The organism is Salipaludibacillus agaradhaerens (genome assembly GCF_002019735.1).
Lineage (GTDB): Bacteria > Bacillota > Bacilli > Bacillales > Salisediminibacteriaceae > Salipaludibacillus > Salipaludibacillus agaradhaerens.
On the sequence record NZ_KV917378.1, the window covers coordinates 4,056,652 to 4,080,000 of the forward strand.

A 23,349-nucleotide genomic window follows, 5' to 3' on the forward strand; every position below is an offset into this window, starting at 1 on the left:
AAAAATCACGTTTATAGTGCGAAAGGTATCATGATACTATTTTATTTTTAAAAGAGCATTCTTAAAGAGCTAAAGCGCGTTGAGTGTTGGAAAAATGCCATTTTGTTATAGAGTAGAGTGTCTCTTTCCCGTATTGTTGGATAATCTCTTTAGCGGCAAGATCTACATGGGGACCAGCCCCTTTTGGAATCGTAACACCGAATTTTTTAGATAATGTGTCCATTTCTTTTAAGAAAGCATAGCGTGCGAGAATGGAGGCAGTAGCTACTGCTGGATGCTTACTTTCAGCTTTCGTTGCAAAGTAAATCGGTTTTTTTGCTGACCAAGTTGTCCCGTTATTTGAGAGGTATTTAAAATAACCACTTGGGGTGACGAATTGATCTACAAGCACACCGTCAAAGTCGAGATTTTTTTCTTTACAGGTGGTCATTACATTTATGATCGCTCGATGGTGTAAGAGTGCTTTCATTTCGCCTTGATTCATTCCTTTTTTTTGCATGTGGTTATATTTATCATTTTTTAAAATAAGTAAACTATATATACATTCTTTCAACAGTTTTGGAGCTAAATCGCGAATATCGGCATCTTTGATTGTCTTTGAGTCGCGTACCCCCCAACTGTCAATTGTCTTCATTTGTTCAGCTGTTAAATGAACACAAGCAACGGTCATAGGTCCAAAATAATCGCCAGTTCCTGTCTCATCACTACCGAGAATGGTGAGTGTTTCTAGATTATTAGGGGGATAATAGCTATGGTTATCCACATGACTTTTTTGAGTAGTAGATGTTGCTAGCGAGTGTTTAGGTGTTGATGACTCATTTTGCCATTGGGCGGCCTCTTTAGAAGCCTCTTTACCTTGAAATAGAACTTTTCCAGACTGATAGGCGGTCACGTGACAACCTACTGCTGTTTTAGCACTGAAAATAGCTCCTTGAGGGACTGTTGCTTTCAAAGATGAACGATAGTGATCTTTCATATCATCCAATTTTTTTCTTGAAACGTTAATGACTTCATAACTCATGAAATGTCCGCCTTTCATTCAAATAAAGTGACAATGTTGCGACATTGCGGCTATGTACAATCTGCTTAGTTGGGACTCACACGTGCGTAAATTAGGAAGTTTTCTCTAAGTATAGACAATTTATAGCCTTATTTCATTACTTAAGCAGATTTAATTTATATTTTCAACCTTTGACTGACGTGTTATGATATATGTTAGGATTTCTAAGACGAACGGGGGCTTAGTTGGTGGGAGAAGAACGGGAGAAAAATCGAACCAATGTGACAATTTATAATCAGCCTTACACCATCGTCGGTGATGAAAGCTCTGAACATATTCAGGAGGTGGCAGCCCTCATTGATACAAAGATGAAAGAGCTCAAACACCACAATCCGTATTTAGATTCTACTAAATTAGCTGTATTAACAGCAGTAAATATCGGTAACGATTATTTATCCATATTAAAAAAATTGGAAGATGAAAAGAAAGACGAGGACTAAAGACGATGCTTAGTGTCATACTGTTTCTTGCTTTAATTATTAGCTTTTTTATTGGATTCCGCCGCGGGCTCATTCTGCAAATTTTACATATTGGCGGATTAATTATCTCTTTTGTGGTCGCTTATTTATACTACGAAGATGTGGCTCATTATATTAGGCTATGGATTCCTTTCCCACAGTTATCAGATAATTCGGGGTTAACGTTACTCGTTGAGGCTTTCAATGTTGAGTTAGTCTATTACAATGGTATTGCATTTGTTATTTTGTTTATCATAACGAAAATTCTAATGCAGATTGTAGCTTCTTTGTTTGATTTCATCGCCCACCTACCAATTCTAAATATGTTAAATGGTTGGCTTGGTGGCTTTCTCGGCTTTTTAGAAGGTTTAATCATTATTGTTATTATCCTTCATTTAGCAGCCCTTATACAAATCGAAATGGTTCAGACGATGTTACAAAACTCATCATTTGCTCAAATGATCTTAGATTATACGCCAATTATCTCTAACCAACTAAAAGAATTGTGGATACAGGGTCGTCACGATTAGCTTTCCGTCATCGATGGAAAGCTTTATTGCTGTTTGAAAATAGGAGATCACTCCAAGGGATCTATTCTACTTGCGAATAGTCGCACGGATTGGCTATGATGAAGAAGTAAACTGAACTGTGACTATGTTAAGAGGTGAAAAGTAATGACGATGATGAATAAAAAAGACGTGCTAAATGCATTAGAGCAAATTGCTGTCTACTTAGAGATAAAAGGAGAGAATGCTTTTCGAGTGTCTGCGTATAGAAAAGCAGCTCAAGCGTTAGAACGTGATGAACGCACACTGGATGAGATAGAAGATCCATCAACTTTAAATGGAATCGGTAAAGGAACAGCCGCTATCATTAAAGATTTAAAAGAAACAGGTGAAACGGCCTTATTAACCGAATTAGCAGAGGAACTCCCAGATGGCTTACTGCCATTGTTGAAGCTACAAGGTCTTGGTGGGAAAAAAATAGGCAAGCTTTATCAACAATTAGGTGTTATAGACGCTGAATCTTTAAAGAAAGTGTGTGAAGAGAAGCAAGTGAGAGATTTAGCTGGATTTGGCGCTAAATCCGAAGAAAAAATACTTGCAGCACTTGCTGACTTAGGTAAACGTCCAGAACGTCTCACAATTGCACAAGTACTTCCTGCAGCGGAGGACTTAAAAAAGCATCTTGCTAGTATTGAAGCAGTCGAGCGTTTTGAATTAGCCGGAAGCTTTAGAAGGGGAAGAGAAACAGTCAAGGATCTTGACTTTATTATTTCCACAGACGATCCGCTCAATGTAGGTGAAGAATTAGTTGCCATGCCCCATGTGACTGAAATAATCGGTCATGGCGAAACGAAAGTCAGTGTGGAAATTACTTATGGAGAAATCATTGTCCCTGTTGATTTTAGAATGGTTAAAGATGAGTCGTTTGCAACAACACTCCATCATTTCACTGGTTCAAAGGATCATAATGTATTAATGCGTCAACGAGCCAAAGAACGAGGGGAAAAAATAAGTGAGTATGGTGTAGAGGAAGAGGGAACTGACAAGGTGCACCATTTCACTACTGAAACCGCGTTTTTTAACCATTTTAATTTACCTTTTATTCCCCCTGAAATTCGTGAGGGAATGGGAGAATTAGAAAAAGCCGTACAAGCTGATAAACTGATCAACGAAGACGCCATCAAAGGTGATCTTCACATGCATACGACGTGGAGTGACGGGGCTCAATCCATTGAAGACATGATAGCAGCATGCCAAAAAAAGGGATATGAGTACATGGCGATCACAGATCATTCTCAGTATCTAAAAGTAGCGAATGGTCTCACAGTCGAAAGGTTAAAGCGCCAACATGCCGAGGTGCGTGCAATTAATGCCAAACAGGATTCATTTACTGTTTTCACCGGGATTGAAATGGATATTTTACCTGATGGCACATTAGACTATAGGGATGATGTACTGAAAGAGATCGATTTTGTTATTGCTTCTATCCATTCGGGATTTAGTCAGGACGAAGAAACGATTATGAAACGTTTAGAAGCGGCCTGCCGTAATCCATATGTTAGTATGATTGCTCATCCTACAGGAAGATTAATTGGACGAAGAGACGGCTACCCTGTAAATATGAACCGCTTATTTGAACTAGCGGCCGAAACACAAACAATTCTTGAGTTAAATGCAAACCCAAATAGACTTGATCTATCAGCCGATATGTTAAAAAAAGCACAGGAGTGTGGCGTGAAAATTTGTATTAATACAGATGCACACAGATTTGATATGCTTGATCATATGCCAATCGGAGTAAAAACTGCTCGGCGTGGATGGCTAACAGAGGAAACAGTCGTTAATACGTGGAGTGTTGAAACGTTTAGTAATTTCATAAAAGAAAAAAGACAGGGATAAGTGGAGGTGACCCTTGTGATCAACAAGGTTAGTCGCATTTTAGAATACGATAAAATGAAAAAGCAGCTCATCGAGTTCGCAAGCTCTTCTTTAGGTAAACAACGTGTCAAAGAGTTGCTTCCTTTGTTTGATTTTGAATCTATCAAAGAGGCACAAGCGCGTACTCAAGAAGGTGCAAAAGTGATTCGATTAAAAGGCCAAGCACCTTTAGGCGGGCTGAGAGATATCCGTGAATCGTTGAAAAGGGCAAAGATCGGTGGATTACTGAGTGAACATGAATTGCTTGATATATCCTCGACAATATACAGTAGCCGCCGCTTTAAACGTTTTGTGGAAACACTTATAGAAGAAGGCGTTGATATTAAAATTTTGCCTGAGCTCGTAAAGGATATTGTGCTATTAGCAGAGCTTGAAAAGGACATTAATCAGGCGATTGATGAAAATGGTGGTGTCCTAGATTCTGCTAGTCCTGCTTTAAGGTCAATACGCCAACAGATTCGCTCTTATGAATCAGGCATAAGGTCTAAACTTGAAAGCATCACACGCTCTTCTAGTGGACGGAAAATGCTTTCCGACGCTATTATTACAATCAGGAATGACCGTTACGTTATTCCTGTTAAAGCTGAATACAGAGGTCATTTCGGCGGCATGGTACACGATCAGTCAGCTTCAGGTGCTACCCTGTTTGTGGAACCAGAATCTGTGGTACAAATGAACAACCAGTTACGAGAAAGTAGAATGAAGGAAGACCAAGAAATACAGCGGGTACTTCATGTTTTATCGGGACAAGTTAGTTTAGAAGTTGACGCCCTAACAATGAATGTTAGTGTGATGACAGAAGTGGACTTTATGTTTGCTAAAGCGTTATATAGCCATTCAATTAAAGCGATTGAGCCAAAATTAAATACTGAAGGCTTTATTAAAATGGACAAAGCTCGGCACCCGCTTATTCCCGAAGATGAAATCGTTCCGATTGATATAGAACTTGGTGGGGAATTTTCCTCACTGGTTATTACTGGTCCTAATACAGGCGGAAAAACCGTCACACTAAAAACGGTCGGCCTTTTAACATTAATGGTTCAGTCAGGCCTTCATATTCCCTGTGATGAAGGATCAGAAGCGGCTATTTTTCAGAAGATCTTTGCGGATATTGGGGATGAACAGTCGATTGAACAGAGCTTAAGTACGTTTTCCTCTCATATGACTAACATCGTTAACATTATGGAAGAAGTGGATTTTCAATCACTCGTTCTTTTCGATGAGCTTGGTGCGGGGACGGACCCTACAGAAGGAGCTGCACTCGCTATTTCAATATTAGATCGCGTTTACAGCGTAGGAGCCAAAGTCATAGCTACAACTCATTATAGTGAATTGAAAGGCTACGCTTATAATCGAGAAGGTGTTAAGAATGCCAGTGTCGAGTTTGATGTGGATACATTAAGACCAACGTATCGTCTTCTCATCGGTGTTCCTGGTAGGAGTAATGCCTTTGCCATTAGCAGACGACTTGGTTTGAGTGACCAGATTATTGACGAAGCTAAAAATCACATTACAGCAGACTCTAATAAAATGGAAAACATGATTTCATCACTTGAGGATAGTCGGAAACTGGCTGAGAAAGAGATGGAAGAGGCGGAGCGATTAAGAAAAGAAGCAGAGCAAATTCATCATGAGCTTGCTCAGGAGATGGAGAAACTGGAAGAGGAAAAGCAAAAAGTTCTTCAATCTGCAGAGAATAAAGCAGCAGATTCTATAAAAAAAGCAAAAGAAGAAGCGGACCAGATTATCGAAGAATTAAGAGAAATTCAAAAGAATAACCCTGCTGTCAAAGATCACGAGTTAATAGATGCTAAAAAACGATTAGAAATGGCAGAACCGTCTTTAACCGCCCAAAAGAAAAAATCTGTACCTGTAAAACATAAAGCTGATGTAGATAAGTTAATGCCAGGTGATGAAGTAAAAGTGATAAGCTTCGATCAAAAAGGTCATATCGTTGATAAAGTAAACGACAAAGAATATTATGTTCAACTTGGTATGATGAAAATGAAAGTAAGAAAAGAGGATCTTCTTTACATTAACCGTCCGAAGGCTGTGGAAACGAAACCACTAGCAACGGTACGAGGAAGAGAAGCCCACGTGAAAACGGAACTAGATTTACGGGGAGAACGATATGAAAATGCTATGCTTGAAGTAGAAAAATATCTTGATGATGCTGTCTTAGCAGGTTACCATCAAGTTTCCATTATTCATGGTAAAGGAACGGGCGCCTTAAGGAAAGGTGTTCAAGAACTACTGAAAAATCATCGAAATGTACAAGAAACACGATTAGGGACACAGGGAGAAGGCGGGTCCGGTGTGACCGTCGTGTCACTTAAATAAATGGAGGAGGATGCAGGGATGAAAGTCTTCTTTACACATGAATACGTTTATACTGCTGGTGTATATAGCATCGTGGTTCTCAGTATTATCATCGCCCTTTCAATTTTTGAGTGGGTAACGACTTACAGTACTTGGGGCGAAGTCAAACAAGGGAATCTTGCGGTGGCTTTGGCTACCGCAGGAAAAACGTTCGGTGTTGCAAATGTTTTTCAACACTCAATCATAGCAAATGATACTGTTTTGGAAATGCTCGGTTGGGGTGCCTATGGATTTATTCTCCTATTATTCGTTTATTTTATTTTTGAATTTCTCACACCTGGATTTAAAGTTGACGATGAACTAAAGAATAATAATAAAGCAGTTGGTCTCATATCGTTTGTCTTATCGGTCTCGTTATCTTTTATTATTGGAGCAACTATTAAGTAAAGGCATGAAAAAGGAGCAAAAGTATGGAAACACTTTGGAAAGTCCTCGTAGGGCTATGTGTGGGGTTTATGGTTGGTGGAATCATATTCATGATTTTTTTCTAAATAAAAGGATAGATAGGGAGCGGTCTCATTAAGGAGCCGCTTCTTTTGTTTGCCTAGCATGTAGGATGTCTAACATCCGTTTTTCTGAGTATGACTATGTTTCATGAACTCATGTAAGTCCATTTAAATTTTCTTGGTCAAGTGTAAGCCCTCATTTGTGTCTCCTTCTTTCGCTCATGGATTGTTGACCAGGTTTACTTGAGAACAAAGACATAGTGAGATAAAAGGGAGATGGAAGATTGTTCAGAATAACATATTGGTGATTAAAAGTTCATAAAGTTTTAACAAATATGTTTTAATTTGAATGCGTTTTCATTACAATGGATGTAAGAGAGAAGAATGCCTTTAGATGAGAACAGCGGCGACGGATAAATACTTGGGGGCCGTTTGTGCTGTTTCATCGACAATCATTGACTGAAGGAGAGGATAAAGACCAAGGGAGGTTGTGCGATGGAAACAGTAACGGAAAAGCCATGGTTGAGACATTATCCGGAAAGCATTCCCGCGTCCATAAATTATGAAATCGCCACATTACAAAGCTATTTGAAGCGGGCTGCGGTAAATTTTCCTGATAAATCAGCCCTTCATTTTATGGGTAAGGAGATGACGTACAAAGAAGTTTATGACAATGCATTAAAGCTAGCGGATCGATTAAGAGCGCTCGGTGTAAGAAAAGGTGATCGAGTTGCTATCATGTTAGCAAACAGTCCGCAGGCAGTGATTTCATATTATGGGGCACTTTTTGCAGGAGCTATTGTCGTAGAGACAAATCCGTTATATGTAGAGCGAGAGATAGAACATCAGATGAATGATGCAGGGGCAAAAGTAATGATTTGTCTCGACCTTGTTTACCCTCGTATCGCCAAGGTTCAAGAGAAGACAAATTTGGAGCATATCATTGTCACAGGTATCAAGGATTTTCTGCCTTTTCCTAAAAGTATAATTTATCCTTTTATTCAAAAGAGAAATACGGGGCTAAAAGTGGAAGTGGCGTATAACGACCACCTGCATTCGTTTACTGACCTACTCAAACGAGGCGAGGTACGAGAAATTCCTAACGATATTGATCCTATGGAGGACTTGGCACTGTTACAATATACGGGAGGGACTACAGGGCCTGCTAAAGGGGTTATGCTCACACATTATAATTTAACCGTGAACACTCAGCAATGCGAAGAATGGATGTATAAATTAGTACCGGGAGAAGAAGTCGTCCTCGCAGCTTTACCTTTTTTCCATGTGTATGGCATGACAACTGTCATGAATTTAAGTATTAGAATGGCTTTTAAAATGATCATCATTCCAAAATTTGATGCTAAGGGGATTTTAAAAGCTATTGAAAAGCACAAGGCAACACTCTATCCTGGTGCGCCAACAATGTATATTGGGCTGTTAAATCATCCTAATATTAAAACATTCAACCTTTCTTCAATAAAAGCATGTATAAGTGGCTCTGCTCCGTTACCATTAGAAGTGCAGACGACGTTTGAAGAAGTGACAAATGGACGGCTGGTGGAAGGTTACGGTTTAACGGAAACATCGCCCGTCGCCGTGTCTAACTTGCTGTGGGGGGAACGAAGGCAAGGATCAATCGGATTGCCATGGCCGGATACAGATGTGGCAGTGCTATCGGCAGAAACAGGAGAAGTAGCAAAGCCGAAGGAAGTTGGAGAGATTGTCATTAAGGGTCCTCAAGTCATGAAAGGCTATTGGAAGCGCCCAGAAGAGACTCAAGCCGCATTTCGCGGGGAATGGTTCCTAACTGGAGATATGGGATATATGGATGAGGAGGGCTTTTTCTATATCGTCGATCGCAAAAAAGATCTTATCATTGCAGGTGGTTTTAACATTTATCCACGTGAAATTGAAGAAGTTCTTTATGAACATGACAGTATACAAGAAGTTTGTGCAATCGGTATTCCTGATCCTTACCGTGGGGAGACGGTAAAAGCATTTGTTGTAACAAAGGAAGGGATGGACGTGACCGAAAAGGAGCTTGATCACTTTGCTAGACAGCATTTAGCATCTTACAAAGTTCCTCAATACTATGAATTTAGAGACGAACTACCTAAAACGATGGTCGGTAAAATATTACGTCGTGTTCTTGTAGAAGAAGAGAAAAAAAAAGCTGAAAATCTATCCAACTAGCGATTCTTAGAGATATTATTGTCTCTACTTTAACTTGACGAGAGAAGCATGTCTCATTTGAGAAAAGGGGTTTCCTAGGAGGTTTCAAATGAGAATGGTTAGCGAGAAACCATGGTTAGCTCAGTATCCGGATGTTATTCCGAAAAATATTCATTACGATGATAAACCACTTCAAGATTATTTAAAAGAAGGAGCGGAGGAACAGCCGAATAAAATATTAGTTCATTTTATGGGGAAAGAAATGACCTTTTATGAGGTGTATGATGCGTCACTTAGATTTGCCAATGTCTTGCATTCATTAGGTGTGACAAAAGGGGATCGGGTAGCACTAATGCTTGCTAATACACCCCAATCGGTTATTAGTTATTACGGGACGCTACTAGCTGGTGGGATCGTGGTACAAACAAATCCGATATATGTTGAACGGGAACTAGAACATCAACTTATGGACTCTGGTGCTAAAGTGATTGTTTGTCTTGACCTTGTCTATGAACGGGTCATTAATGTGAAGCCGAATACTGCTATTGAACACGTTATTGTTACAAAAATGAATGACTATTTACCTTTTCCTAAAAACATCATATATCCTCTTAAACGGAATAAGACAACAAAACGTAAGCTAAACATCCATTACACTGATTATACTCATTCATTTAAAAACCTGTTGAAACAAGCAAACAATGATTTAATGCCAGTTAATATTGACCCAAAAGACGATTTAGCCCTTTTACAATATACCGGTGGGACGACAGGTGTGGCAAAAGGGGTTATGCTCACACATTATAATCTTGTTGCCAATACGACACAATGTATTAAATGGATGTATAAACTTGATCATAGCAATGAGGTTGTTCTCTGTGTCCTGCCTTTTTTCCACGTCTATGGTATGACAGTGGGTATGAATTATTCTGTGATGGCTCGCTCAAAGATGGTTATTTTACCGAAATTCGATGTGAAACAGACATTGAAGGCGATACAATCACAAAAAATCACTATTTTTCCTGGGGCACCCACGATGTATATCGGTTTAATTAACCATCCTGACGTTACAAGTTATCATTTATCATCCGTTAAAGTATGTACGAGTGGTTCCGCACCACTACCATTAGATGTTCAGAACAAATTTGAACAATTAACAGGAGCCAGTTTATCAGAAGGATTTGGACTTACAGAGGCATCTCCAGTTACCCACTTTAATCTTTTGTGGGAGCAACGTCCGCCTGGAAGTATTGGTGTTCCATGGCCTGATACTGATGTGGCTATTTTATCCTCGGAAACGGGTGAACGGGCTTCTACAGGAGAAGTAGGCGAACTCATCATTCGGGGACCACAAGTGATGAAAGGCTATTGGAATCGTCCAGAGGAAACGGAGGCGGCCTTTCAAAACGATTGGCTCCTGACTGGAGATATGGGATATATGGACGAAGAAGGCTTCTTTTACATTGTTGATCGGAAAAAAGATATGATTATAGCAAGCGGCTTCAATATATACCCACGCGAAATAGAAGAAGTCCTTTATGACCATCCCGCTATTCAAGAAGCCGTTGCTATAGGTGTTCCTGACCCTTATCGTGGGGAAACAGTCAAGGCCTTCATTGTAAAAAAAGAAGACGAGGATTTAACAGAGGATGAATTAATAACATTTTGTAAGCAGCGTCTTGCTTCGTACAAAGTGCCTAGATTAATAGAATTTCGTGATGATTTGCCAAAAACATTAGTAGGCAAAATATTACGAAGAGCTTTAACTGAAGAGGAAAAAGAGCGACAAGAGAAGCAACCGAGTTAATAAGTGTGAGAACTTGATGAGAGCTGTCAAGTTCTCATTTTTTATCACAGATAACCGCCGTAAAACCCCACCTCAAAGTTTAAGAATACCGACAGGTTTAGGTGGTGGATAAACTGCCCCTAAAGGTACGATAAGCTTAGCTTTATGACAACGCTATTTACGGTCGTTTTTATTGCCTTTTTATAGTCTCTCCTTTACCTGCTATCTTGATAATTCTAGCAGAAGAGAGTTGATTCTTATCTCATTTAAGATTAACATGGAGGGGAGCGATACCGATCAAAAACGGATATATCGTGTGTGATAGGGGTGGGATTAGCCTTGTTGGAAGAAGTGATTCGTATTCTCCATGTGATAAGTAGAAAAGCTGATTGACAGCTAACAAGTAATCATCTAAAATAGATTATGAATGAACAATCATTCATTTTGTTAGAGGGAATAAGGACGTGATAAGATGGGTAAAAAACGCGGGCAAAAATATGAACAAATTATTGATGCTGCAGTAAAAGTGATTGCAAAAAATGGTTATCATCAATCGCAAGTCTCGAAAATAGCCAAGGAAGCTGGCGTAGCAGATGGTACGATCTATTTGTATTTTAAAAATAAGGAGGATATTCTTATCTCTTTATTTGAAGAGAAAATGGGACAATTTGTTGAGCGCATCAAAGAAAAAATGGAGGCAGAGACATCTGTTGAAAAGAAATTATTAATCTTAATCGAAATGCATTTTATGCAATTAGAGATGGACCATGATCTCGCCATTGTCACACAACTTGAATTAAGACAGTCTAACATTGATATCCGCTATAAAATTAATGAAGTGTTAAAAGGATATCTGACACTGATCGATTCTGTCATTGAAGAAGGGATTGAAAAAGGTGTATTTGGAAGCAATCTTGATTTACGCGTGACACGACAGTTAATATTCGGAGCAATGGATGAAGTCGTAACCAATTGGGTTATGAAGGAATGTAAATATGAGCTTATTACACTTGCAGAACCTATTCATCGTATGCTGCTGAATGGTATGACAGAGAACACCTAGATTTAAAAGGATCTGATATTGTTTTCTGGGATGGTTTCATATAGCCACTTCATTGGCTCGTCAGCACGAAATAAATTCACATTTGAATGTCAAGTTATAGTTCCCTATTTAACGTTATTTAAGATAACAGTGATGAAAGGAGAGAGATCTCCTTTTACTTTAAATAACAATGAAAGCGCTTTATGATATGGGTTCATTTACTTTATTTATTAGGAGGGCATAGCTATGAACATTTTTGTCATTATGAAACGCACATTTGATACAGAAGAGAAGATTTATATTGAAAATGGTGAAGTAACAGATGACGGGGCTGAATATATTATCAATCCATATGATGAATATGCGATTGAAGAAGCCATTCAACAACGTGATGAACATGGTGGAGAGGTGACAGTGGTGACAGTAGGTGATGAAGAAGCAGAGAAACAGCTTCGTACAGCACTTGCTATGGGGGCAGATAAGGCAGTGTTAATTGAGGAAGAAGATGTGGAAAATTGTGACCCTTACTCCATTGAAATCCTTTTATCAGCTTATTTCAAAGAACAAAACCCGGATCTCATTCTTGGTGGTAATGTTGCTGTTGATGGAGGTTCAGGCCAAGTGGGGCCACGTCTGGCAGAAAACCTAGGTATTAATCATGTCACATCTGTTACTAAGCTAACGATTGAAGATGAAAAGGCACATGTTGAAAAAGATGTAGAAGGTGACCAAGAATATCTTGATATTTCATTGCCTCTATTAGTCACGGCTCAGCAAGGATTAAATGAACCGAGATATCCTTCACTTCCAGGAATTATGAAAGCAAAGAAAAAACCATTTGAAACATTAGATTTAGATGACCTTGAGTTAGAAGAAGAAGATGTAGAAGGGAAAACGGTGACAGTGGATCGCTACTTGCCACCAGAAAAGCAAGCGGGTAAAAAGCTTGAGGGTGATCCAGAGGAACAAGTAGCTAAGTTAGTATCTTTACTTAAAACGGAAGCTAAAGTGATTTAATTACGTTAACCGAATTTCCTTTTGAAAAAAGCATGATTTAAAACGTATTAATTGAGTATGAAATAGGTGAAGATCGGTTTAGTAGTTAGTCATTTTAGAAGTATAACTTAAAATGGCATTTAAAAAGCCGATTTTTTCAAAGAGGAGGAGATGGATTGATGCCAAATAAAGTGTTAGTATTTGGGGAACAACGAGACGGGGAATTCAGACAGGTTGTCTTTGAAGCCATAGCAGCTGCAAAGCAGATAGAAGAAGATAGTGAGGTTGTAGGTGTTATCATTGGCAAAGAGGAGACCAATCAAGTAAATCAGTTATATCACTATGGAGCAGATCGTGTTGTGAGTGTGGCACATGAGCGATTAGCCCACTATACACCTGAAGGGTATGCTCAAGCTTTCAGAGACGTCATTACTAAAGAAAATCCCAGGGCTATCGTGTTTGGACACACGGCTATAGGGAGAGATTTAGCACCGAAACTAGCGAGTAGGCACAAATCTGGCCTTATTTCTGACGTGACAGAAATAGAACGAACAGGTGATGAATGCTTATTTATTCGACCTATCTATTCAGGTAAAGCATTTGAAAAAGTGATCATCAAAGAAGGCCTAACGTTTATTACAATTCGCCCTAATAATATTCCAGCATTAGAGCCAAACACGGATCGCACTGGAGAGGTTGAAAAAAGTGAAACAGAAATCGCTGACTTGCATACTTTAATTAAAGATGTGGTCAAAAACACATCGTCAGGCGTAGACTTATCAGAAGCTTCTGTTATTGTATCTGGTGGAAGAGGTATGAAGACTAAAGAAAATTTTAAGCTACTTGATGAATTAGCAGAAGTGTTAGGAGGAGCTGTTGGCGCATCACGTGGTGCTTGTGACGCAGAGTATTGTGATTATGCTCTCCAAATCGGTCAAACAGGTAAAGTGGTCACACCTGATTTATATATTGCAGTAGGCTTAAGTGGTGCTATTCAACATGTGGCTGGCATGTCTAATTCCAAAATAATAGTGGCTATTAATAAAGATCCTGAAGCTGAAATTTTCCAAATTGCCGATTACGGTATCGTAGGTGACTTATTTGACATTGTGCCTAAATTGACTGCTGAGTTTAAAAAAATACTTGTTTAATCCAATTTTGAAGGCTTTAAGGAGTCCTATACTTCTTAAAGCCTTACGCATTTAGATACGTATGCAAGAAGCCTATGTTCAGATATAAATCGTCGGTTATAGCTAGTGATAGAATACAGAAAATGAGAACGGGCTAGCAGTTTATTACTAATAACCGTTCATAAAACGCCGACTAATTGAAAGTTCGTTCGTTTAGTAGTAGACAAAGAAGGGAAATGAAAAGCAATAATGGCCTAATACAGGACATTCATTAAAGGGATAATACAAAGTTCAGTTGTTAGTAAGCATACTTTTTGCGTCATGCTATAAAATCCTTTATGATATGATTAGCAAGGATTGGTTAACCTAACAAGGGGTTCGCTAAGGGGTTTCTTTATATAAAAGAAATAAGTGTAATCATGCCTTGTGAAAATAGTGAAATAGATGTTTTGTATTTAATTGAGGAGGAATGACAAATGGCAATTGTAAACGTGACTGATGCAAATTTTTCAAATGAAACAAATGAAGGTGTTGTCTTAGCTGACTTTTGGGCGCCATGGTGTGGTCCATGTAAAATGATTGCACCTGTGTTAGAGGAATTAGACGGAGACATGGGAGATAAAGTAAAAATCGTAAAGCTTGATGTGGATGAAAATCAAGAAACAGCTAGTAAATTTGGTGTCATGAGTATTCCAACACTACTCGTATTTAAAGATGGAGAAGTCGTTGATCAAGTCGTTGGCTTCCAGCCTAAAGAAGCACTAGCTGATACTCTTAACAAGCATCTTTAAGTTATTATGTCTTAAAGACTGGCGCCTCCTAAGGTAGCCAGTCTTTTACTTTCTATACTACGATATTGTTCTCTCTTATATGTGAGGAGCGTTAAGGAATTTTATCACAGATAACCGTCCGTAAAGCTCCCTGCTCAAAATGAAGTGGAGAGGTAAATCTATTTAGACGGAGCAACCGGTCGTTAATGTCCTGATTAACTCAACTAACAATCAGGTGGGAAGAGAAAAAAACGCCACTGATTGAAGGTTCGTTTTATATAAGAGTGGAAACGTGAGAAATGCCCATGCTATAGTAAGGTTAATTGATGTTAAAGGATGATTGTTATGACCCAATTAAAGGAGAAGATTCAGCTTGTCCCAGCGCAGCCGGGCTGTTATCTGATGAAAAATAAGCATAATACGATCATTTACGTGGGGAAAGCGAAAATTTTGAGAAATAGAGTTCGCTCTTATTTTACCGGATCACATGATAAAAAGACACAAAGGCTTGTAAGTGAGATTGTAGATTTCGAATATATTGTAACCTCTTCAGACTTGGAAGCTCTTTTACTTGAGCAAAACCTTATAAAAAAATATGAACCACGGTACAACGTGCTATTAAAAGATGACAAAACTTATCCTTTTCTAAAAATTACTAAGGAAGAACATCCGCGCCTTATTACGACAAGAAAAGTAAAAAAAGACGGTGGAAAATATTTCGGTCCTTACCCTAATGCTCAAGCAGCAAATGAGACAAAAAAATTGCTGGATCGGCTTTATCCACTGAGAAAATGTAGGACACTGCCAGATAGAGTATGCTTGTATTATCACATTGGTCAATGCCTTGCACCGTGTGAATTTACAGTGACGAAAGATACAAATGATAACATGGTTGAAGAAATTGCTAAATTTTTAAACGGTGGACACAAAGAAGTGAAAGAAAGCCTGACGAACAAAATGTTGCAAGCTTCCGAGGAATTAAATTTTGAACGTGCTAAAGAATTTAGGGATCAAGTGAAGCATATTGAAGCTGTCATGGAAAAACAAAAAATGACGTTAACGGACCAAGTAAATCGAGACGTCTTCTCCTACTATGTTGATAAGGGATGGATGTGTGTTCAAGTGTTTTTCATCAGACAAGGAAAATTGATTGAACGGGATGTATCCATGTTTCCAACTTATCAAGACCCTGTAGATGATTTTTATACGTTTCTTGGTCAATTTTATTTAGAGGAACAGCACAAAAAGCCAACGGAGATTTTCTTACCTTCATCTGTTGACATGGAGATGGTGTCGAAATTTTTGAATGTACGGGTGATCCAACCGAAGCGCGGACAGAAGAAAGAACTTGTCGAACTAGCGACAAAAAATGCCCGGCTAGCCTTGCAAGAAAAATTTGACCTTATTGAACGAAATGAACAAAAAACAATCATTGCTATTGAACGATTAGGGCAGGCCATGAACATTGATACACCTTACCGTATTGAAGCTTTTGATAATTCTAATATTCAAGGTGTCGACCCTGTCTCGGCGATGGTGTCCTTTATAGACGGTAAGCCAGACAAACAAAATTATCGCAAATACAAAGTTAAAACGGTACAAGGACCGGATGACTATGAATCTATGAGGGAAGTCGTTAGAAGACGATACTTAAGGTTACTAAAAGAAGAACAGCCATTACCTGACTTGATCGTCATTGATGGGGGAAAAGGTCAGATTTCAGCTGCTATGGGGGTACTTGAAGATGAGATTGGACTTAGTATTCCCGTTTGTGGCCTTGTAAAAGATGAGAAGCATAAAACGTCTCAACTTATGATGGGTGATCCCCCGAACATTATTACCTTAAGTAAATCAAGTGATGAATTTTATTTGTTACAACGTATACAAGATGAGGTACACAGATTTGCCATTAGCTTTCACCGGAATGTTAGGAAAAAATCAATGTTTACCTCTGTTTTAGATAAAGTTGAAGGGATTGGAGAAAAACGAAAACGTCTGCTACTAAAGGAATTTGGCTCATTGAAACGCTTAAAAGAGGCGTCTGTTGAAGAAATTCAGAGTGTGGGAGTACCTCAGTCTGTTGCTCAAACGTTAAGAAGAGTCATGGATGAAGAAGGTAATAAATGAGGATAGATCCATGTTGCCTTAGTGAAAAACGTTTGATAACCTATTAAATGAGTTTTGCAACATGATATTTGAAAAAAGAACCCACACTTTATCCGAGAAGATGTGGTAGAAGCAGCGAAACTATTAGAAAGAATTGCACCCTATTGTAAGAGGTTGTGGCACTCTGCTCTCCTTATCCGCGCTGGGCATACCATGTATCAGTGACTTTTTCAATGTAATAACCTGTGTGGAAGACTATCTACCAGAGAACTTTAATTCTGTATAGTCAGTCGATCACGACAGCGAGACATCTCTCTGTCGTTTTTATGTGAGAGTGAAAAAAAGTATCGCTGTATGCAAAAAAATCGGAACTTTCTTTGTATTTTAAGAAGATGATTTTTAAAGGAAAAACTTGAACAAAAAATGTTTGCAATAGGTCGAGGAGGCGTTCATATTGACAACGGTTGTTCAAAAGTTCGGTGGGACATCTGTGGGAGATGTAACAAAAATTAAACGAGTTGCGAAAAAAATTAAACGAAAAATGGACGATGGACAAAAAGTTGTTACGGTAGTGTCAGCAATGGGAAAATCAACGGATAAGCTAGTGGAACTGGCAAACGATATTACCGATTCACCCGACCCAAGAGAAATGGATATGCTTTTAACCACCGGGGAACAAGTGACGATTTCTTTAGTTGTTATGGCGCTAAAGGAACTTGGGGTTGATGCGGTTTCTTTAACTGGCTGGCAAGCAGGAATTGAAACTGAAGATGTGCATCAAGATGCACGTATTACGGATATAAAAACGGAGAACGTTCAAAAGCACTTAGATGAAGGAAAAGCTGTACTTGTAGCAGGATTTCAAGGAGTTAGTGCTTCAGGCAATATTACGACCTTAGGAAGAGGCGGTTCTGACACAACAGCAGTGGCACTTGCCGCTGCTCTAGAAGCAGAAACCTGTTCCATCTATACAGATGTTACGGGCGTGTTTACAGCTGATCCACGTTATGTTAAAAAAGCACGAAAATTAGACAGTATTGCCTATGATGAAATGCTTGAATTAGCTAACTTAGGCGCTGGTGTTTTACACCCTCGAGCTGTTGAATTTGCAAAGAACTACAATGTGTCACTTATCGTCAGATCTAGTATGGAGGACGTGGAAGGGACACTAGTGGAGGAGGAAGCGACTATGGAACAAAATTTAGTTGTTCGTGGATTAGCATTTGAAGAAAATGTGACTAAAATTACGATTGAACGTTTACCTAACCGGTATGATACGATGTCAGTTCTCTTTACATTATTAGCTGAAAAGGGCATTAATGTGGATATCATTATTCAACAAATGACAGCCGACCATGGTTTAAATGTGTCCTTTTCCATTGATACAGCCAACCTAGGGAAAGCCCTTGATATCATTCATGATAATAAAGCTGAACTATGCTATAGCACCGTCCGTCATGAAAGCTCACTGGCAAAAGTGTCAATCGTAGGTTCAGGCATGGTGTCTAATCCAGGCGTAGCGGCCAATATGTTCAAAGTGCTGGCAGAGCAAGAAGTAGCCATTAAAATGGTCAGTACCTCAGAAATAGCTGTATCTGCAGTTGTACCTGAAGAAACCATGGTGAAAGCTGTAGAAGCACTTCATGCCTACTTTGATTTAGATGCTAAAGAAAAGGAAAAAATTGAAGCTGTAAAAGGTTAAATGAGACGCTGGAAAAGCGGAGACTCTTGCGGAAAAGGAAGCAAGGCGAGCCCCCACAAAGGTGAAGCTTGAGGAGGCTCGGTAGCTTCTCTGCGGACTAGTAAGACACGACAAGGGCGATGTCACAGTTGATGCCCTTGGGTGAAAGCGAAGCTATGCAAGCCGTACCTCTGATTTCAAAGGTGGAGTTATTCAACAGTACCTATTTAAAGCGTGAGTAGAAGTAAGAAGCTGTCCCAACAACGTATATGTTTGGTGACAGCTTCTTTTGGTTATATCCCCATTCTTTTAAAAGCCCTTGGCTGACATTCTTGTGGGGTGGCAACATAGACGGAGAGTAACTATAAGAAGAGATAACCCTTAACGAAAAATAAGGGAAAGCTTCCATAAAGTTAGTTTTAAAGCTCAATCTCACGGGCAGGATCTTTTCTATCCCACCTCACAGTAATTGATACAGTCAATGGCTTCTTCTTTTTTATTGAATAAGATGCCTCCGAAATAAGTGCTTTTTCATTTTCAGTTATTTGAGCTAAAAAACCAGCTTCTAAGGAAAAAGGCCTGTCTTTATTTTGGTGTGTTGCAGTTAATTCATAGACTTTTTCTTCCCCTTTTTCTTTTACTTGTTTTACTTTACCCCAATTAGCATCGTTAAAAAAATTTTCTATGCCTACACTTTCGACATCCTTCATCTTTTTTCGAGCTAACGATTTACCAGCCCAATATAATATTACTGCTTCATCTTCTCCTAATAGTTCAGGTAAAACATCTTGTCTCAGCAAATCATATCCATAAGCTGGGACTAGCTGTCTTTCCTCAACGTCTTGAACACTCTGTTTGTCTGTCATTATTCTCATCCTTCGTCTAATGGTGATCACATCAACCTACTCTCTCGCAGGTATCAATTAAAGTAGTTATACAATAATAAGGTAACTTTTCATTTAATCTTATCATAAAGGCTTACCTTATTGGCTGTTTTATTAAAGAATTCTAGGAAAGACATATAGTAATTTGTCTTTTTACTCGGTTATGTGTTTTAGGGGAAATACTTAGTATATAAGAGGCGTTGTCCTAGAAAAGCTATTCTCTTGATTCTTTATTGTGTTGTTGCGCGGTGGAAAGTATGAACGACTGAGAGTACCAGTGTATGGAAAGAAAAAAGCAATCATTAGCGAGGCAATAAAAGTTGCTAAAGAAAATTTTTAAACGAGTATGGCAACACCTGAGAGAACCATGATATACTTAACCCCGATATCTGTTGGAGGTAAGTAAAGATGAAAATGAAGTTGTCGAAAATGTTAACCCCTTTTAGAATTATAGTGGGTTCATACATAGTTGCTATGTTTCTTTTTAGTGTTTTGCTGTTTTTACCTATTTCTTCACAAGCTGGGGTGTCAGTTTCTTATTCGGAAGCGTTGTTCACCGCTGTTAGCGCTGTCAGCGTAACGGGGTTAACAGTAGTGAACGTTTCAGAAACGTATAGCACCCTAGGTGTTTTTTTCCTCGCTGCCGCTATTCAATTAGGGGGTATCGGGGTGATGACATTGGGGACATTTGTTTGGATGGTGCTAGGTAAGAAAATTGCTTTGTCTCAACGAATGCTCATCATGGTCGATCAGAATCAGATCTCCTATTCTGGCCTTGTTAAGCTAATGAGGGGAATTTTATTAGTAGCTCTTTTAATTGAAATTGTAGGTGCACTCATACTCGGTACATATTATTTAAATTATTTTGATACGCCAGCTGAAGCGTATTATCAAGGGGCTTTTGGAGCATTGTCGGCTTTTACAAATGCAGGATTTGATGTGACAGGCCAATCTTTAATCCCATTTGCCGATGATTATTTCGTTCAACTAGTTAATATTTTACTCATTTTTGCAGGAGCTATCGGCTTCCCTGTACTAATGGAATTAAAAGCCTATTTTTCATCTGCTAATCCCAATTATCGATTTAGTTTATTTACAAAAATTACGACTACAACGTATTTTATCGTGTTTATAGTAGGTGTAGCTGGTCTTTGGCTTATTGAACGAAATGCGTTTTATGAGGGTTTATCGTGGCACCAACAGCTCTTTTTCTCCATCTTTAATTCTGCTACGGCTAGAAGTGGGGGGTTAGCGACGATGGACATTTCTCACTTAACGTTAGCGAGTCTTTTGCTTATATCTGCACTGATGATTATTGGTGCCAGTCCTTCTAGTGTGGGTGGTGGTATTAGGACGACGACGTTAGCGGTGATGTTCTTAACGATAAAAAGCTTTGCTTTAGGTCGTAGTGATGTGAAAGTATTTGGCCGCGAAATTCATCAGGAGGATCGGCAAAAAGCATTTATTGTCCTATCTGTGTTCGTTGTTGGACTTTTTATGTCCATAATACTGATCGCAGGGTTTGAACACAGTAGTGAAATTGAACTTATGGCGATTATTTTTGAAGCGAGCTCAGCGTTTGGGACGTGTGGATTATCTATGGGAATCACTCCCCATTTAACACTTCCGAGCCAGATTACACTCATGATCCTGATGTTAATTGGTCGAGTAGGGCTTGTGGCGTTTTTATTTTCCATTAGAGCAAAAGAGAAAAAAGTCCATTATAAATATCCGACAGAAAGAATTATCATTGGCTAAAAGTCTGTAAAAATAGTGATTAAGACATTGGAATATAAATAAAATCACATAAGAATAAGAAGTGCCCGTCATAAGTCTTCCTTGAAAATAAAAAGGAAGGCTTATTTTATTTGAAAGATATCGCAAGACGTAAAAACGATCGCATAAAAAAGCCGATTTAGGAAAAAAATAACGTCACATCCTGAAAAACAATCAATATATTTTTGTATGAAAAGGTATGTTCACAATTAAACAGGTAATACGAAAAAGGCAATATCACATATTCGTTTTTTTTGACTGAAGTGAAAGACGGAGAGATTGAGATAATTCTATGATGCGAAAAGGTGATGTCCCATCATTTAGTTGAAGGCAACCCCCTCGAGAAAGTGAATGTCTTTAGCGGAATATGAGTGTAGGAGACGTTTTTAAGGTGTGTTTTGTTTGATGAGATACGTCTACAATGAGGCATAAAAATACGATCTATGAGTGTTCGGTCCCTTAATGTTTGTTGATATTATAAGGAGGTTCAAACATGAAGCAAATTATTTCTTACCTTCCAGATTGGATAGTATATGTGCAAGCTTTCTTCGCAATGTTTGTCCCTCTTATTATGAGGAAATTATTCAGCCAAGTACATGATCTTGAGGACAAATAATGAGGATTAAATGGTCGATATTAAACAATAAAGTCAAACAAGAGACTTCCTCGAATGATATCAAACAAGAATCTAAGGATACACTAGCGTCCTCCGATTATTTTACAGGTGATCTTACTGAAGATATAGAAAAAATGAGACAAATGATTGGTCATAATTCAGATGTCCATTTTCGTGACTTGTATCTAGGTGAGACAGGGATTAGAGCGACCCTTGTTTTTGTAGATGGGGTAGCTGACAGACACCTCATCAATAAATACATTATCAATTCGCTTATGTACGGTTTCCCAAAAGAAGTAGAGCCAGCACAGTCTGTTGAGCCTTTTTCATCATTTATCGATTATATTCAACATCATGTTCTATCAATTAGCCAAATTAATCAAACTAGAATGGTGAGTGAAATAGTATTAGACGTATTGAAAGGTTCAACAGCATTGTTGATTGAGGGCTCAGAGGAAGTATTAAATCTTGGTACAGGGATTGTAAAATCCCGTAACATCGAAGAACCAATTTCTGAACCTTTAGTGAGAGGACCGAGAGTTGGTTTCACGGAAGTACTAAGAGAGAATACTGCTCTGTTAAGAAACAGTGGTAAAAATAAAAATTTATCATTTGAGAAATTCCTAGTTGGGAAAAGTACTGAAAAAGAACTTGTCGTAGCTTATATAAAGAATATTGCTAATACGGAATTAGTGGAAGAGGTCAAGAGGAGAATAAACAAAATTGACATTGATAATGTCCTTGAATCAGGTTATGTGGAGCAATTGATCGAAGACAATGTTCTCAGTCCTTTTCCCCAAATACAAAGTACGGAACGTCCTGACCGGGTTATTGGGGCATTATTGGAAGGACGAGTGGCCATTCTATTAGATGGGACGCCATTTGCCTTGATCCTTCCGGTGACATTTAGCATGTTATTACAATCACCGGAAGATTATTATGAACGTTGGATTCCCGGCACACTTATACGCGTATTAAGGTTTTGGGCAGCTTTTTTTACACTCACAGGGCCTGCCTTGTATATTTCTTTTATTTCTTTTCATCCTGGCTTGATCCCTACTAAGCTAACGATGTCCATTATTGCCACACGTGAAGGCGTTCCTTTTCCATCTCTGATAGAAGCACTCTTAATGGAAATCGCGATTGAAGTTTTACGAGAAGCAGGGTTACGTTTGCCTAAACCTGTTGGCCCTGCTATAGGGATTGTGGGAGGACTCATTATTGGAGAGGCTGCCGTACAAGCAGGTATAGTCAGTCCGATCATGGTCATTGTTGTGGCAGTCACTGCGATCTCATCCTTTACAATTCCTCAGTATAGTGCAGGGGTTACACTCCGTATCCTCCGTTTTGTTGCCATGTTTTCCGCTGCAACATATGGACTGTTTGGGGTCATTCTATTCTTCCTCTTCCTTGGTGCTCATATGGTGAAATTAAAAAGTTTTGGCGTCCCCTATGTTAGTCCAGCTGTACCATACCGAGTAAGTGATTGGAAGGATTTTATTTTCCGTATGCCGATTCTTTTAATGAAACGCCGGCCGAAAATGATGCATACAAAAGATTCAGTACGTAAAAGTTAATTTCGGCTAAAGAAAGGAATTAAAAC

18 protein-coding genes are annotated in these 23,349 nt (G+C 38.8%); 16 read left to right on the forward strand and 2 right to left on the reverse strand.

What is annotated here, in order from left to right:
- Nucleotides 1-61: 61 nt before the first annotated feature.
- Nucleotides 62-1,021: a ribonuclease HIII gene (gene rnhC / locus BK581_RS18590; RefSeq protein WP_078579575.1), complete on the reverse strand. Its 960-nt coding sequence runs from the start codon at nt 1,019-1,021 to the stop codon at nt 62-64.
- Between the two features lie 227 nt (nt 1,022-1,248).
- On the opposite strand from rnhC, the gene zapA reads away from it, so the two are divergent.
- From zapA to BK581_RS18655, 13 genes are all read left to right on the forward strand, one after another.
- Entirely contained in the window at nt 1,249-1,500 is a 252-nt protein-coding gene (zapA, locus tag BK581_RS18595) for a cell division protein ZapA (protein WP_078579576.1), read from the forward strand.
- A 5-nt stretch (nt 1,501-1,505) separates the two neighbouring features.
- On the forward strand, nt 1,506-2,048 hold the full coding sequence (locus BK581_RS18600) for a CvpA family protein (protein ID WP_078579577.1): 543 nt from the start codon (nt 1,506-1,508) through the stop codon (nt 2,046-2,048).
- Nucleotides 2,049-2,201: 153 nt separating this feature from the next.
- Entirely contained in the window at nt 2,202-3,923 is a 1,722-nt protein-coding gene (polX, locus tag BK581_RS18605) for a DNA polymerase/3'-5' exonuclease PolX (RefSeq protein ID WP_078580031.1), read from the forward strand.
- Nucleotides 3,924-3,941: 18 nt separating this feature from the next.
- Complete coding sequence (locus tag BK581_RS18610; RefSeq protein ID WP_169837845.1) at nt 3,942-6,302, forward strand: endonuclease MutS2; 2,361 nt, start codon at nt 3,942-3,944, stop codon at nt 6,300-6,302.
- Nucleotides 6,303-6,320: 18 nt separating this feature from the next.
- A complete protein-coding gene (locus BK581_RS18615; RefSeq protein WP_078579579.1) occupies nt 6,321-6,728 on the forward strand; it encodes a DUF350 domain-containing protein in 408 nt (135 codons plus the stop codon).
- 554 nt (nt 6,729-7,282) lie between these two features.
- Nucleotides 7,283-8,980 carry an AMP-binding protein gene (locus BK581_RS18620; RefSeq protein ID WP_078579580.1) on the forward strand — a complete coding sequence of 566 codons (1,698 nt, stop codon included), beginning with the start codon at nt 7,283-7,285 and terminating at the stop codon, nt 8,978-8,980.
- Nucleotides 8,981-9,068: 88 nt separating this feature from the next.
- Entirely contained in the window at nt 9,069-10,766 is a 1,698-nt protein-coding gene (locus BK581_RS18625; protein ID WP_078579581.1) for an AMP-binding protein, read from the forward strand.
- 451 nt (nt 10,767-11,217) lie between these two features.
- Nucleotides 11,218-11,808 (forward strand): TetR/AcrR family transcriptional regulator, encoded by a 591-nt coding sequence (locus BK581_RS18630; protein ID WP_078579582.1) that lies wholly within the window; start codon nt 11,218-11,220, stop codon nt 11,806-11,808.
- A 225-nt stretch (nt 11,809-12,033) separates the two neighbouring features.
- Nucleotides 12,034-12,804: an electron transfer flavoprotein subunit beta/FixA family protein gene (locus BK581_RS18635; protein ID WP_078579583.1), complete on the forward strand. Its 771-nt coding sequence runs from the start codon at nt 12,034-12,036 to the stop codon at nt 12,802-12,804.
- Nucleotides 12,805-12,962: 158 nt separating this feature from the next.
- Entirely contained in the window at nt 12,963-13,934 is a 972-nt protein-coding gene (locus BK581_RS18640) for an electron transfer flavoprotein subunit alpha/FixB family protein (RefSeq protein ID WP_078579584.1), read from the forward strand.
- A 455-nt stretch (nt 13,935-14,389) separates the two neighbouring features.
- Nucleotides 14,390-14,704 carry a thioredoxin gene (trxA, locus tag BK581_RS18645; protein WP_078579585.1) on the forward strand — a complete coding sequence of 105 codons (315 nt, stop codon included), beginning with the start codon at nt 14,390-14,392 and terminating at the stop codon, nt 14,702-14,704.
- 324 nt (nt 14,705-15,028) lie between these two features.
- Nucleotides 15,029-16,810 (forward strand): excinuclease ABC subunit UvrC, encoded by a 1,782-nt coding sequence (gene uvrC, locus BK581_RS18650; RefSeq protein WP_078579586.1) that lies wholly within the window; start codon nt 15,029-15,031, stop codon nt 16,808-16,810.
- Between the two features lie 433 nt (nt 16,811-17,243).
- Nucleotides 17,244-18,491: an aspartate kinase gene (locus BK581_RS18655; protein ID WP_078579587.1), complete on the forward strand. Its 1,248-nt coding sequence runs from the start codon at nt 17,244-17,246 to the stop codon at nt 18,489-18,491.
- 398 nt (nt 18,492-18,889) lie between these two features.
- Here the strand turns inward: BK581_RS18655 and BK581_RS18660 are convergent, their stop codons facing one another.
- Nucleotides 18,890-19,336 (reverse strand): DUF2507 domain-containing protein, encoded by a 447-nt coding sequence (locus BK581_RS18660; protein ID WP_169837786.1) that lies wholly within the window; start codon nt 19,334-19,336, stop codon nt 18,890-18,892.
- Nucleotides 19,337-19,762: 426 nt separating this feature from the next.
- On the opposite strand from BK581_RS18660, the gene BK581_RS18665 reads away from it, so the two are divergent.
- The 3 genes from BK581_RS18665 to BK581_RS18670 all read left to right on the forward strand — a co-directional run bounded on the left by BK581_RS18665 (nt 19,763) and on the right by BK581_RS18670 (nt 23,323).
- On the forward strand, nt 19,763-21,112 hold the full coding sequence (locus BK581_RS18665) for a TrkH family potassium uptake protein (RefSeq protein WP_078579589.1): 1,350 nt from the start codon (nt 19,763-19,765) through the stop codon (nt 21,110-21,112).
- Nucleotides 21,113-21,623: 511 nt separating this feature from the next.
- Nucleotides 21,624-21,746 carry a hypothetical protein gene (locus tag BK581_RS20485; RefSeq protein ID WP_095995573.1) on the forward strand — a complete coding sequence of 41 codons (123 nt, stop codon included), beginning with the start codon at nt 21,624-21,626 and terminating at the stop codon, nt 21,744-21,746.
- Nucleotides 21,746-23,323 carry a spore germination protein gene (locus BK581_RS18670; protein WP_078579590.1) on the forward strand — a complete coding sequence of 526 codons (1,578 nt, stop codon included), beginning with the start codon at nt 21,746-21,748 and terminating at the stop codon, nt 23,321-23,323. Before BK581_RS20485 ends, BK581_RS18670 begins: the two co-directional genes overlap by 1 nt.
- Nucleotides 23,324-23,349: the final 26 nt, after the last annotated feature.

Coding starts and splice junctions, on each gene's coding strand:
- BK581_RS18635 (WP_078579583.1), top strand. CDS start 12,034: ATGAACATTTTTGTCATTATGAAACGCACATTTGATACAGAAGAGAAG.
- uvrC (WP_078579586.1), top strand. CDS start 15,029: ATGACCCAATTAAAGGAGAAGATTCAGCTTGTCCCAGCGCAGCCGGGC.
- rnhC (WP_078579575.1), bottom strand. CDS start 1,021: ATGAGTTATGAAGTCATTAACGTTTCAAGAAAAAAATTGGATGATATG.
- BK581_RS18640 (WP_078579584.1), top strand. CDS start 12,963: ATGCCAAATAAAGTGTTAGTATTTGGGGAACAACGAGACGGGGAATTC.
- BK581_RS18660 (WP_169837786.1), bottom strand. CDS start 19,336: ATGACAGACAAACAGAGTGTTCAAGACGTTGAGGAAAGACAGCTAGTC.
- trxA (WP_078579585.1), top strand. CDS start 14,390: ATGGCAATTGTAAACGTGACTGATGCAAATTTTTCAAATGAAACAAAT.
- BK581_RS20485 (WP_095995573.1), top strand. CDS start 21,624: ATGAAGCAAATTATTTCTTACCTTCCAGATTGGATAGTATATGTGCAA.
- BK581_RS18620 (WP_078579580.1), top strand. CDS start 7,283: ATGGAAACAGTAACGGAAAAGCCATGGTTGAGACATTATCCGGAAAGC.
- BK581_RS18665 (WP_078579589.1), top strand. CDS start 19,763: ATGAAAATGAAGTTGTCGAAAATGTTAACCCCTTTTAGAATTATAGTG.
- BK581_RS18670 (WP_078579590.1), top strand. CDS start 21,746: ATGAGGATTAAATGGTCGATATTAAACAATAAAGTCAAACAAGAGACT.
- polX (WP_078580031.1), top strand. CDS start 2,202: ATGAATAAAAAAGACGTGCTAAATGCATTAGAGCAAATTGCTGTCTAC.
- BK581_RS18615 (WP_078579579.1), top strand. CDS start 6,321: ATGAAAGTCTTCTTTACACATGAATACGTTTATACTGCTGGTGTATAT.
- BK581_RS18600 (WP_078579577.1), top strand. CDS start 1,506: ATGCTTAGTGTCATACTGTTTCTTGCTTTAATTATTAGCTTTTTTATT.
- BK581_RS18625 (WP_078579581.1), top strand. CDS start 9,069: ATGAGAATGGTTAGCGAGAAACCATGGTTAGCTCAGTATCCGGATGTT.
- BK581_RS18630 (WP_078579582.1), top strand. CDS start 11,218: ATGGGTAAAAAACGCGGGCAAAAATATGAACAAATTATTGATGCTGCA.